This window comes from Arthrobacter sedimenti (genome assembly GCF_042652025.1).
Classification (GTDB): Bacteria; Actinomycetota; Actinomycetes; order Actinomycetales; family Micrococcaceae; genus Arthrobacter; species Arthrobacter sedimenti.
The window spans coordinates 366,538-379,388 of the sequence record NZ_JBHSDQ010000001.1 but is presented as its reverse complement, the minus strand read 5'-3'; the positions used below and the strand labels follow the sequence as shown (position 1 = coordinate 379,388).

8 protein-coding genes and 2 tRNA genes are annotated in these 12,851 nt (G+C 66.0%); 7 read left to right on the top strand and 3 right to left on the bottom strand.

The window, feature by feature from the left end; translation table 11 throughout:
• Positions 1-48 precede the first annotated feature (48 nt).
• Together ACFO0G_RS01675 and ACFO0G_RS01670 are read left to right on the top strand one after the other, a co-directional pair.
• On the top strand, positions 49-2,184 hold the full coding sequence (locus ACFO0G_RS01675) for an ATP-dependent helicase (RefSeq protein ID WP_286397964.1): 2,136 nt from the start codon (positions 49-51) through the stop codon (positions 2,182-2,184).
• 68 nt (positions 2,185-2,252) lie between these two features.
• Positions 2,253-2,873 carry a M48 family metallopeptidase gene (locus ACFO0G_RS01670; protein WP_286404500.1) on the top strand — a complete coding sequence of 207 codons (621 nt, stop codon included), beginning with the start codon at positions 2,253-2,255 and terminating at the stop codon, positions 2,871-2,873.
• 82 nt (positions 2,874-2,955) lie between these two features.
• Here ACFO0G_RS01670 and ACFO0G_RS01665 read toward each other — a convergent pair whose 3' ends face one another.
• Complete coding sequence (locus tag ACFO0G_RS01665; RefSeq protein WP_376976211.1) at positions 2,956-4,404, bottom strand: zinc-dependent metalloprotease; 1,449 nt, start codon at positions 4,402-4,404, stop codon at positions 2,956-2,958.
• Between the two features lie 136 nt (positions 4,405-4,540).
• Between ACFO0G_RS01665 and ACFO0G_RS01660 the strand changes: the two genes are divergently transcribed.
• From ACFO0G_RS01660 to ACFO0G_RS01640, 5 genes are all read left to right on the top strand, one after another.
• On the top strand, positions 4,541-5,752 hold the full coding sequence (locus ACFO0G_RS01660; protein WP_376976210.1) for a YlbL family protein: 1,212 nt from the start codon (positions 4,541-4,543) through the stop codon (positions 5,750-5,752).
• A 179-nt stretch (positions 5,753-5,931) separates the two neighbouring features.
• Positions 5,932-8,916: a UPF0182 family membrane protein gene (locus ACFO0G_RS01655; protein WP_376976657.1), complete on the top strand. Its 2,985-nt coding sequence runs from the start codon at positions 5,932-5,934 to the stop codon at positions 8,914-8,916.
• Positions 8,917-9,036: 120 nt separating this feature from the next.
• A tRNA-Met gene (locus ACFO0G_RS01650) sits at positions 9,037-9,110 on the top strand.
• 192 nt (positions 9,111-9,302) lie between these two features.
• Positions 9,303-9,376 (top strand) — tRNA-Met (locus ACFO0G_RS01645).
• A 138-nt stretch (positions 9,377-9,514) separates the two neighbouring features.
• A complete protein-coding gene (locus ACFO0G_RS01640; RefSeq protein ID WP_286397962.1) occupies positions 9,515-10,447 on the top strand; it encodes a cytochrome b/b6 domain-containing protein in 933 nt (310 codons plus the stop codon).
• Positions 10,448-10,473: 26 nt separating this feature from the next.
• Here ACFO0G_RS01640 and ACFO0G_RS01635 read toward each other — a convergent pair whose 3' ends face one another.
• The gene (locus ACFO0G_RS01635; RefSeq protein ID WP_376976208.1) at positions 10,474-11,901 is read right to left on the bottom strand and encodes a cryptochrome/photolyase family protein; all 1,428 of its coding nucleotides are present in this window, start codon (positions 11,899-11,901) and stop codon (positions 10,474-10,476) included.
• Between the two features lie 89 nt (positions 11,902-11,990).
• On the bottom strand, positions 11,991-12,782 hold the full coding sequence (locus tag ACFO0G_RS01630) for a PspA/IM30 family protein (protein WP_286397960.1): 792 nt from the start codon (positions 12,780-12,782) through the stop codon (positions 11,991-11,993).
• Positions 12,783-12,851: the final 69 nt, after the last annotated feature.

Sequence of the window (12,851 nt, the reverse complement as noted above, 5' to 3'; positions counted from 1 at the left end):
CATCCACCAGACACCAGCACGCGGTAGTCGAGAAACAAAGCAGCAGAAGTGACTACAGAGAATTTTGATGGATCAGGCTCCCTTGAGGACCGGATCCTTGGAGGGCTGGACGACGAACAGCGTGAGGTGGCCAGCACCCTGAACGGGCCGCTGTGCGTGCTGGCCGGGGCGGGAACCGGAAAGACCCGCGCCATCACGCACCGCATTGCCTACGGTGTGCACTCCGGGGTCTACACCCCGCAGCGCCTCCTCGCAGTCACCTTCACCGCCCGCGCCGCCGCTGAGATGCGCAGCCGCCTGCGGGACCTCGGCGCGGGAAATGTGCAGGCACGGACCTTCCACGCGGCCGCCCTGCGGCAGTTGCAGTTCTTTTGGCCGCAGGCTGTAGGCGGCACGCTGCCCAACCTGCTGGACCACAAGGCCCAGCTGCTTGCGGAGGCGGCCCGCCGGCTCAGGCTCAGCACCGACCGCGCATCCATCCGCGACCTTGCCTCGGAAATCGAGTGGGCCAAGGTGTCAATGCTGACACCTGCCAACTACCTGGAAAACGCCCAGGGGAGGGGCGCGCCCGGCGGGTTCGACCTCACCGCGGTGGCGCGTGTCTTCCAGGCCTATGAGGACGTTAAGACCGACCGCAACGTGATTGACTTCGAGGACGTCCTGCTGATCACGGTGGGCATCCTGCAGGAGGACGAAAGGGTGGCCGCCACCGTTCGCGAACAGTACCGGCACTTCGTGGTGGACGAATACCAGGACGTGTCACCGCTGCAGCAGCGGCTCCTGGAGCTCTGGCTCGGCGGGCGGGACGAACTCTGCGTGGTGGGCGACGCCAGCCAGACCATCTATTCCTTTACCGGCGCATCGCCCCGGCACCTCCTGGACTTCAAGGCCCGCTATCCGCAGGCCAATGTAGTCAAGCTCATCAGGGACTACCGTTCAACGCCGCAGGTGGTGAAACTGGCCAATGACCTGCTGGCCGGCCGCCCCAGCGGAGGGCCTGCCGCCGACGCAGCCTGGGCCACGCCCCTGCAGCTCGTGGCCCAGCGTCCTGCCGGGCCTGCACCGCAGTTCACCGAGTGCACGGATGATGAAGCGGAAGCCGCCACAGTGGCGCAGAAGATCAAGGCACTGCTCGACGCCGGCACTCCGGCCAGCCAGGTGGCTGTCCTTTTCCGCACTAACGGACAGTCCGAGGCGTACGAGCAGGCACTGGCAGCGGCGGGCATTGGCTACCAGCTTCGGGGCGGTGAACGCTTCTTTGCCCGCAAGGAGGTTCGGGACGCAATCCTCCAGCTCCGCGCAGCCACCAGGGCTGTGTCCGAAACGGATACCCCCGAACCTCTCGGGCAGCTGGTGCGCGACATCGTTTCCTCCCTGGGCTACACCGAGTCCGCGCCGCACAGTGGCGGCGCCCTGCGCGAACGCTGGGAGTCGCTGGCTGCCCTGGTGGCGCTGGCCGATGAGCTCGTGCAGAACCGCGGAGCCCAGTTCGGCCTGGCGGACTTCGTCAACGAACTCCAGGAACGCTCGCTCGCCCAGCACGCGCCCACCGTGCAGGGCGTCACGCTTGCCTCCCTCCATGCCGCCAAGGGCCTGGAATGGGATGCCGTCTTCCTGGTGGGCCTTAGCGAAGGGCTGATGCCTATTTCCTTCGCCGATTCGCCCGAATCGGTGGATGAAGAACGCCGCCTGCTGTATGTCGGGATCACCCGTGCCCGCGAACACCTGTCCCTCTCATGGAGCACGGCAAGGACCCCCGGGGGCCGGGCCAACCGCAAGCCGTCCCGGTTCCTTGACGGCCTGCGGCCTGACTCGGTAGCAAGCTCAAGTACCCGGGGGAAGGGAACGGTGCCCCGCCGCAAGGCTGCCGCCCCCGCCGTCTGCCGGGTCTGCGGCAGCATGCTTGCCACCGGAGCTGAACGGAAGGTGGGACGCTGCAACGCGTGCCCGCCCACCTACGAGGAACAGACCTTCGACGCCCTCCGCAGCTGGCGCCGGGAAGTGGCGCAGTCCGCGGACGTTCCGGCGTTCGTGGTGTTCACCGATGCCACCCTCACGGCCATAGCCGAGGCGCGGCCGGCGTCGCTGGAGGAGCTGTCCGGGCTCGCCGGCGTGGGTCCCTCCAAGCTGGAGAGGTACGGGGAAGACGTCCTCCGGGTACTGGCTGAAAGCTCCGTCCTGTGAGGCGCAGCCCCAGCAGCAGTTCCCGGCAGGCACCCGCCCGGCGGGCAGCGCCCCAGCCGGCCGCGGCCTTGGCCACTGCCGACGGTTTCCCCGTGGAGGTGCGGCGGTCTGCCCGGCGTACCCGCACGGTAGCTGCGTTTTGGGAAGACGGGACGGCGGTGGTTGCCATCCCGGCCCGGTTCACTGCTGCGCAGGAGCGGGAGTGGGTCCAGCGCATGCTGGAAAAACTGCACAGGCAGGGGGAGCGGCGGGCAGCATCCGGCCGGCGGCGTCCTGCCACCGATGAGGCCCTTGCAGCCCATGCGGCACAGCTGTCCGCCAAGTATCTTGGCGGCCGGTCACGTCCTTCCGCCGTCAGGTGGGTGGGCAACCAGAACTCCCGGTGGGGTTCTGCCACCCCGGCCGATGGAACCATCCGGCTGTCGGACAAGCTGCGGCCCATGCCGCAGTGGGTCATCGACTACGTCCTGCTCCACGAACTGGCCCACCTCCTGGTGGCCTCCCACAGCGCGGCGTTCTGGAAGTTGCTGGAGGCGTATCCGGAGACCCGGCGGGCCAAGGCATTCCTCGAGGGTGTCTCGTATGCCACGTCCCGGGGGCTGGCACACCAGGGCCTGAAGCAAGATGCGGCAGGGAGCCAGACAGACACCGGGCAGCTGCAGGGAGACTGGTTGGCAGACGCGGACTAGGCCCTTCCCGGGGAATCCGGCCTTTGTTCCGGCGGGTTAAACACCCCGGCGGGCCAGGAATTCCTGGCCCGCCGGCTAAGTGTCAGCCCCTGGGCTGGTCGGTTCCGCCGTCGTCGTCCTTGCCCCGCGAGTCCTTGCCCCCGGCGTCCCCGTCCCCACCCTCGGAGCTGTCGGCTTCGGCGGTGTCCTCGAATCCGCCGCTGAGCAGCTTCTGCAGGGCATCATCCACTTCGCTGTCGCTGGCTTCGGCGAGCTTGCGGCGTGAGCTGAAGCCCTTCGGGTCATCCAGGTCCTCGGCGGTGGGCAGCAGGTCGGGGTGGTGCCAGATGGCGTCACGGCCTTCGATGCCGCGCTCTTCCTTCAGGCTGGCCCACAGGGTGGCGGCGTCGCGGAGCCTGCGCGGCCGCAGCTCGAGTCCCACCAGGGAAGCGAAGGCGTGTTCGGCGGGGCCGCCGGTTGCCCGCCGGCGGCGCACTGTTTCGCGCAGCGCGCCCGCGGACGGCAGGACCTTTTCGGTGGCAGCAGCGGTGAGTTCATCCACCCAGCCTTCCACCAGGGCCAGCGCCGTCTCGAGCTTCTCCAGGGCCTGTTCCTGGGCGGGGGTCCGCTGCGGCATGAAGACACCCTGGGACAGGGCTTCCTGGATGCCCTCGGGGTTGCTGGGGTCCAGGTCGCGGGCGAGCTCTTCGATGCGTGAGGTGTCGATGTGGATGCCCCGGGCGTATGCCTCAATGGCGCCCAGCAGGTGGCCGCGCAGCCACGGGACCTGCACGAAGAGGCGTGCGTGCGCGGCTTCCCGTACGGCAAGGAACAGCCGGATGTCGTTTTCGGGCAGGGACAGGCCTGCACCGAACGCCGCAACATTGGTGGGCAGGAGCGCCATTTCCAGGTCGGCGAGCGGCACGCCGATGTCGGTGGAGCTCACCACGTCCTGGGAAAGGGCACCGATGGCCTGCCCCAGCTGCATGCCGAAGATCGCGCCGCCCATGTTCTGCAGCATGGACGAGGCCCCGCCCATCATGGCTTTCATTTCCTCGGGCATCTGCTCCGTCATGGCGGAGGACAGGGCGTTGGCGATGCTGTTGGCCACGGGCTCAGTGAGCCGCTTCCAGGTCCCCAGCGTGGCCTCCACCCACTCGGCGCGCGACCAGGCTTTGCCGATCAGGCCGGTGGAGGGCAGGTCGGTGACGGGGTCCAGCCACAGCTCTGCGAGGCGGAGGGCTTCGTCGACGTCCCGCGACTGCTGCGCAGTGACCGACGGATCAGAGCTGCTTGCGGCTACGCGCCGGGCATTGTCGTGGGCCAGGGTCCAGTTAACGGGGCCCTCGGACGGGGCGCTCATCATCGCCTGCACCTGGGAGAACATCTGTGCCAGCAGGTTGGGGTCGTCCGGGAGGCCTGCAGCCTTGGCGAGTTCGGCGGGGTCGAAGTTTTCCATCCCCTTGCCGCCCATCAGGTTCTGCAGCATTTCGGTCAACGGATCCTTCGGATTGTCGTCGCCGTTGGACGGATTGAGTGGGTTGGAGGTCATGGTCCCGCCGATCGATGGTGTGACTGTTGATCAACCTTCACGGTACCCCGGCGGGGGTCGGCTGTCTGCCGTCCGCCGCCGTCGTTCGCTCTAGGCAAAGCGCCCCCGCCGCGCCGTCACCGCGTAGTGTTGGGGGGTGACTACAACCCGTGGCGGACATCCCTCCGAGGACCACGTTCCCGACGTTTCCCACTTCTCCACTACCGCGCCTGAGGGTGCGGGCGGTCCGCCGGGAAGCCCGGGTGGAAGCGGCACCGAAGGCGCGGGCGGCAGCTCCACGGCGTACGACGACGGGCACCCCCGCAGGCGGCTTTCCACCATGATGGTTGCCGGGCTGGCGGCGTTGGGGTTGGGGATTGCCGTGGGCACACTTCCGGTGCCCTATGTCATCGAGTCTCCCGGGCCCACCTACAACACGCTGGGGGAGAGCCAGGGCCACCCGGTGATCAACGTCAGCGGCCATGAAACGTATCCCGCTGCCGGAAGCCTGGATCTGACAACGGTATATGTCGACGGCGGCCCCACGGGCTCCGTCAGCATCCTCAACGCCTTCTCCGCCTGGCTGGATGGTTCCAAGGCCGTATACCCGGTGGAACTGATCTATCCGACCGGCACCACCAAGGAAGAGGCCCAGGAACAGAGCGCGGTGGCCATGGCCACGTCGCAGGAGAACGCTGTGGCCTCCGCACTGAACGAACTGAAGATCCCGTTCGGCCAGCAGCTCCAGGCCGCGGACCTGTCCAAAGACTCGGCGTCCGCGGGCAAGATCCAGCAGGGCGACATCCTCAGGGCCATCAACGGCAAGGACATCACCTCATTGTCCGTTGTCCAGGACGAACTGGCCGCGGGCAAGGGAGCGCCGGCAACTGTGACAGTTGAGCGGGCAGGCCAGCTTGTCACGGTCCAGATCACCCCCAAGGACAATGGCCAGGGCCGCTTCATCCTGGGCGTCATGTTGAAATATCTCTTCACTTTCCCCTTCCAGGTGCAGATCTCGCTGGACAAGGTGGGCGGCCCCAGCGCGGGCCTCATGTTCTCGCTGGGCATCATCGATACCGTCACGCCGGGCGACCTCACGGGCGGCAAACACATCGCCGGGACCGGCACCATCTCCCCGGACGGGGCCGTGGGCCCTATTGGTGGCATCGGCCAGAAGATGCGGGGCGCGCGCTCCGCCGGGGCCACCCTCTTCCTGGCGCCCGCCGCCAACTGTGACGAGGTTGCCGGCCACGTTCCCGACGGACTCCAGGTGGTCCGGGTGGAGAACCTCGCCGGGGCCCGGCACGCGGTGGAGCTGGCGGGAAGCGGGCAGGACACCTCCGCACTTCCGTCCTGCACCGGCAAATAGCACCGGCGCCAGCACTAGACTGAGCCCAACTAGACTCGACAGGAACTAAGCTCCACCGCCACTCGTGGCACAGATGACGGACGAAACCAGCCGTTTGACCGGTACCGTACGTCGCTCGCACGCTTCGAATCTCGACGACCAGCTATGAGGTACCCAGTTTGTCCCGTCCCGCCAGCACCATGTCCACAGGCAGGCCCCCTTCACGACGCGGCGCCCTGACGCCCACCTTGATCGTCGTCGCCCTGGTGGTGGTGGGGTTCATCTTCTTCGCCAACGTCTGGACCGACGTCCTCTGGTACCGGCAGCTGGGCTTCGTCGAGGTCTTCATTACCGAGAACCTCGCCAAGATCGCAACATTCGCGGCCGGCTTCGCCATTATGTTCGCGGCCGTCTTCTTCTCGATCCGGATTGCCTACAACGCCCGGCCCGTTTACGCGCCTGACTCAGAGGTGCGGGACAACCTCAACCGTTACCAGGCACAGCTGGAGCCTGTCCGCAGGATTGTCATGGTTGGCCTGCCGGTCCTGTTTGGCTTGTTTGCCGGCAGCGCAGCCGCCAGCCAGTGGCAGAAAGTCCTGCTGTTCTTCAACCAGGTGGGCTTTGGCCAGACCGATCCGCAGTTCAACATGGACATCAGCTTCTACCTGATGACCCTGCCGTTCCTTGGGTTTGTGACCGGATTCCTGATCAGCGTGGTGGTGATAGCGGGCATCGCCGGCATCCTCACCCACTACCTCTACGGCAGCATCCGGCTGATGGAGCGCGGCGTGTTCACCAGCCGGGCCGCGCAGATCCACATCGCCGTCACGGGCGCCGCGTTCCTGGTGCTCCTGGGCGTCAACTTCTGGCTGGACCGCTACTCTTCGGTGCAGAGCAACGGCGGCCGCTGGGCCGGTGCCCTTTACACGGATGTCAACGCCGTTATCCCCACCAAGGCCATCCTCGCGGTGGCCGCGGTCCTGGTGGCCATCCTGTTCATCGTGGCTGCCGTCATCGGCCGCTGGCGCTTGCCGGTGATCGGCACTGCCATGCTGATCATCACGTCCATCCTGGCCGGCGGTGTCTATCCGTGGGTCATCCAGCAGTTCCAGGTCCGCCCATCCGAGCAGACGCTGGAAAGCGAGTACATCAAGCGCAACATCGATAACACGCGCAAGGCCTACGGCCTGGACGGCATCCAGGAAACCCGTTACGACGCCACCAATACGGCCAACACCGGGGCCCTGGCCCCCGATGCCCAGACGACAGCCAACATCCGCCTCCTGGACCCGAACCTGATTTCGGATGCTTTTGCGCAGCTGGAACAGTACCGCCCGTACTACCAGTTCCCCAAGGCCCTCAACGTGGACCGTTACGAGGTGGACGGCAAGATCCAGGACACCGTGATCGCGGTCCGGGAACTGAACCCCACCAACGTACAGACCAACCAGCAGGGCTGGCTCAACCAGCACGTGGTGTACACCCACGGCTATGGAGTGGTGGCCGCCAAGGGCAACAAGTTCACGGCTGATGGCAAACCTGAATTCCTGCAGTCCGGCATTCCGTCAACAGGCGTGCTGGGCAACGACAGCACCTACGAACCCAGGATCTACTTCGGCGAGTCCTCACCCGAATACTCCATCGTGGGCGCCCCCGACGGCGCCACGCCCCGTGAGCAGGACCGGCCCTCCGGCAAGGAAGGGGAGGGGGAGACCCAGTACACCTTCAAGGGGAACGGCGGCCCGAACGTGGGCTCGTTCTTTAACAAGATCCTCTACGCCATCAAGTTCCAGTCCTCGGACCTGCTGCTGTCGGACGGCGTGAACCCGCAGTCCCAGATCCTCTATGACCGCAGCCCGCGCGAACGGGTCCAGAAGGTGGCCCCCTACCTGACGGTTGACGGCGGTGCGTATCCGGCGGTGGTGGACGGCCGGGTCAAGTGGATCGTGGACGGCTACACCACCAGCCAGTACTTCCCGTACTCGCAGCAGAAGTCATTGTCGGATGCCACCGCTGATTCGCAGACGAGTTCCGGCCGTGCCGTGGCCCTGCCCAACAGCACGGTGAACTACATCCGCAACTCGGTGAAGGCAACGGTGGACGCCTACGACGGTTCGGTCACCCTGTACGCCTGGGATGATACGGATCCTGTCCTGAAGGCCTGGCAGAAGGTCTTCCCGTCAACGCTGAAGCCGTACTCCGAGATGTCCGGCGCCCTGATGAGCCACGTCCGGTACCCGGAGGACCTGTTCAAGGTCCAGCGTGAACTGCTGGGGCAGTACCACGTGACGGATCCCATCAGCTTCTACAAGAACAACGATGCCTGGAGCACGCCGGCGGACCCCACCGTGAGCACGGACGTGAAGCAACCACCGTTCTACATGTCGCTGCAGATGCCGGACCAGCAGAAGCCTGCCTTCCAGCTGACATCTTCATTCATCCCGCAGATTGTCAACGGAAATGCGCGCAACGTCCTGTACGGCTTCCTCGCCGCTGACTCGGACGCAGGCAACCAGGCCGGCGTGAAGGCGGACGGCTACGGCAAGCTGCGGCTCCTGCAGATCCCGCCGGAAACTCAAGTTCCCGGTCCCGGGCAGGCGCAGAACAAGTTCAACTCCGATCCCACGGTGTCCCAGGCGCTCAACCTGCTGCGGCAGGGCGCCTCGGACGTCCTGAACGGCAACCTGCTGACCCTGCCCGTGGGCGGCGGCATCCTCTACGTGCAGCCGGTCTACCTCAAGTCGACGGGTGAGACGTCCTACCCGACGCTGCAGCGCGTCCTGGTGGCCTTTGGTGACAAGGTGGGCTTCGCGCCTACCCTGGACGCCGCGCTCAAGCAGCTCTTTGGCGGGGATTCCGGGGCGGCCGCAGGTGACTCCGCCAACAACGGCCAGACGCCGGCGGGTCCGGCGGCGCCCACCACACCGGCCGAGGCGGATGCGAAAGCCCAGCTGAAGGCGGCGCTGGATGAGGCGAACTCGGCTATCCAGGCCGGCCAGAGCGCGCTTGCGGCCGGCGACTTCGCTGCCTATGGTGACGCGCAGAAGAAGGTTGCGGCGGCGCTGAAGAAGGCCATGGACGCCGAGGCTAAGATCCCGGCCACTGCTCCTGAGGCCAACCCGGCCCCCGCAGCATCCGCCTCGCCTTCGGCCACGCCTTCACCGTCCGCCTCAGCGGGGCGGTAGTACGACGGCGGCAGCCCGGCACTTGAGCCCTTGGGGGAGCGGGTGCCGGGCTGGCGTAACGGACGTCACGCCGCTCCGATTTGGCCTCGGGTTCACCTCCCGGTAAAGTAGTTCTTGCGACGCGGGGTGGAGCAGTTCGGTAGCTCGCTGGGCTCATAACCCAGAGGTCACAGGTTCAAATCCTGTCCCCGCAACTGAGGAAAGGCCCGGACACTGGAAACAGTGTCCGGGCCTTTTGCTTTGCCCGGCACGGGCGGCCGCGGCAGCACCGCCGTCGAACTTTGCCATAGCTGCACCTGACGTGACCACGCTACGTCGCCGGGGACGGGCCTTAGGGCCTGCGTGGTCGGGGTGCCGGCAAAAGTAGGGTAATGTTGATCAAGCGACGCGGGGTGGAGCAGTTCGGTAGCTCGCTGGGCTCATAACCCAGAGGTCACAGGTTCAAATCCTGTCCCCGCAACTTATAAAGGCCCCGACCGGCAGTTACGCCGGCCGGGGTTTTTCGTTTCCTTGGATGCGCCCAGTTCCTAGTATTCTCTTTCGAAGGGCCCCGCGATCTGCGGGCAGCCCCAGTCCTTCCTGAGAGGTATGTTGTTCGATGGCCACACCCACGAAGAAGCCCGGCGCCGCGACGGGCAAGCGGTCCCGGCTTTACTGGATGGTTCCCGCCGTCCTCGTGGCCGTGGTCCTGGTGGTGCTGATCGCCAAACTGCTCATGGGGCTGCCGGCGGTGGCTTCCTTCGTCGCCGACTACCCGGGCCAGTCGAAACTGCCGGGCGACGCCCCTGTAGGGTTTCCGGCCTGGCTGGCGTGGCAGCACTTCCTCAACGCTTTCTTCCTGCTCCTGATCATCCGCACCGGCTGGCAGGTGCGGACCACCACGCGGCCCAGCGGCCACTGGACCAGGAACAACAAGGGCTTGATCCGTACAAGGAACGCGCCCACCAAGATCAGCCTTGAGCTCTGGTTCCACCTGACTCTGGATGCGCTCTGGATCCTGAACGGGCTCATCTTCGCCGTCCTGCTGTTCGCCACAGGGCAATGGATGCGCATCGTTCCCACCAGCTGGGACATTTTCCCCAACGCGCTCTCGGCCGCACTGCAGTACGCCTCCCTGGACTGGCCCACTGAGGACGGCTGGATCAACTACAACGCGCTGCAGCTGCTGGCCTACTTCGTGACCGTCTTCATCGCGGCGCCGCTGGCGTTCATCACGGGCCTGCGGATGTCCGGCGCCTGGCCCAGGAAGGCAGCCAGCCTGAACAAGGCGTTCCCCATCGAATGGGCCCGTGCCGTCCACTTCCCGGTCATGATCTACTTCGTGGCGTTCATCGTGGTCCACGTCTTCCTGGTGCTTACCACCGGCGCGCTGCGGAACCTGAACCACATGTACGGAGGGAGCGACGACGACGGCTGGTTCGGCTTCTGGGTGTTCCTTGCCTCCGTCGCCGTTATGGTGGCCGCATGGTTCCTCGCCCGCCCCATCTTCCTGCGGCCCATCGCCTCCCTGATGGGCAAGGTCAGCCGCTAAAGGCTGCGGCGCTGCCTTGTGCTTGGTCAGGCGCTTTTGATCTTCTGGTAGGCGTCCAGGGCCCGCTCCCGCGATTCGGCCAGGTCCACGAGCGGCTTGGGATAGCCTTCCGCTTCAACCGTCCACGGCTCGTGGATGCCCTTGCCCTCGACGTCCCGGAGCTCCGGGATGAAGGTCCGCAGGTAGCTGCCGCCGGCGTCGAACTTCTTGCTCTGCGTGACGGGATTGAAGATCCGGTAGTAGGGCGAGGCGTCCGCCCCGGACCCGGCCACCCACTGCCAGTTGGCGGGGTTGTTGGCGGCGTCCGCGTCCACCAGCGTGTCCCAGAACCATTCCTCCCCGATCCGCCAGTCGGTGAGGAGGTTCTTAACCAGGAACGACGCGGCGGCCATCCGAACCCGGTTGTGCATCCAGCCTGTCTGCCACAACTGCCGCATCCCGGCATCCACCAGCGGGTAGCCCGTGTTGCCCTGCTGCCAGGCGGCAAGCTCTTCACGACTGGTGGGGGCCCACTGGAAGTTGTCGAAGGCCGGGCGGAAGTTGCGGGTGGCTAAATCCGGGTTGTGGTAGAGCAGGTGCCAGTTGAATTCCCGCCAGCCCAGCTCGGCCCGGTAGGTACCGACGTCGGAAGGGACGTTGTGCGGATGCCGGCGCCGGATCTCCCTCCACACGCGGAACGGGCTGACTTCCCCGAACCGCAGGTGCGGTGACAGCCTGCTGGTGCCTTCGGTGCCGGGCAGGTTCCGGCCGGTTCCGTAATCCTCGATGGGCCCGTCCAGGAAGTCTTCCAAGCGCTGCTGTGCACCCGTCTCACCGGGCCGCCAGGTGGCAGCCAGGCCGCCGCTCCAGTCGGGGGAGGAGGGCAGGAGGTTCCAGCTGCTGAGCGTGTCGCTGGCTGGGAGGCCGCGTCCCGATGGTGCAGGCTCCGGCAGGGTGTCCGGCGCCTCGAAGGGGTTCCGGATGTCCTGTGATGCGAGGCAGGCCCGCCAGAACGGCGAATAGACCTTGTAGGGTCCGCCCGCTCCGGTCTTGACGGTCCAGGGCTCGAAGAGGAGGTTCGCCTGGTAGCTGGACGCCTGCATCCCGTGGCCGCCCGCCCACTCCTTGAGGTCGGCGTCGATAGTCCGTTCCGGCTGCCCATACCGGCGGTTCCAAAAGAGGTGGTCCGCCTTCGTCTGGGTGGCCAGCGTCCTGATGGCTTCTCCGGCAGGGCCACGGCGAAGTACCAGGCGTGATCCCCGGCTTTCGAGGTCCGCGGAGAGTGCGGCCAGGGAGTGGTGCAGCCACCACCGGGCGGCTCCGCCGAGGGGCCGCACACCCTGGGACTGCTCATCCAGGATATAAACGACAGTGAACGGCAAACCGCGGCCGGCCGCTTCGGACAGGGCCGGGTTATCGTCCAACCGCAAATCATCGCGCAGCCAGACCAGGGACGTTCCTTCGGAAGAAGCCATGGCACCACGGTACACACAGCGGACACAACTATGGCCGGGACCCGGTCCCGGCCATAGCCATGTATCAGTTGGCGACGTATCGCCGGGCTTTACAGCTTGTCGAAGTCTGCCTCGTCGACCGTCGATTCTGATGATGCCGGGCTTGCTGCGCCCAGAGCAGGCTTGGAGTTGCCGCCGGCCTTGAGCGCCGCCAGGCGCGCTTCGATCTCAGTCTGCTCACCCAGGTCCTCCAGCTGGTTGAACTGGGCGTCCAGGCTGGACGCTGCAAGCTCCTGCTGGCCGCGGACCTTTGCCTCTTCGCGGCGGATCTTCTCCTCGAAGCGGCCCACTTCGCTGGTGGGGTCCATGATGTCGATGCTCTTGATGGCGTCGTGGACCTGGGTCTGCGCGGCTGCGGTCTTGGACCGCGCAACAAGCTCGTTGCGCTTGCTCGTCAGCTGGTTGAGCTTGTTCTTCATCTGGTCCAGCCCGGTTTTCAGCTTGTCCACGACCTCGCGCTGGGAGGCGATGCTCGGCTCCGCGCCCTTGGCTTCGCTTTCAGCGGCCATCTGCCGCTGCAGGGCCACCTTTGCCAGGTTGTCGAACTTCTCGGCGTCGGCTACGTCGCCGGCCGCGCGGAACTCGTCAGCCTTGCGGGAGGCGGCAAGTGCCTTGTTTCCCCAGTCGTGGGCGTTCTTGACGTCCTCGTTGTAGTCGTCTTCCAGCATCCTGAGGTTGCCGATGGTCTGCGCTACGGCGGACTCGGCTTCGGCGATGTTGTTGGTGTAGTCGCGGACCATCTGGTCCAGCATCTTCTGCGGGTCCTCGGCGTTGTCCAGCAAAGAGTTGATGTTCGCCTTTGCCAGCTGCGCGATCCGGCCGAAAATGGACTGCTTAACCATGGTGTTTGCCTTTCGTCCTGCTCTTTGTTGACCACTGGAACCGGTGCACAGTGGTGTAGTTCGTCTGTC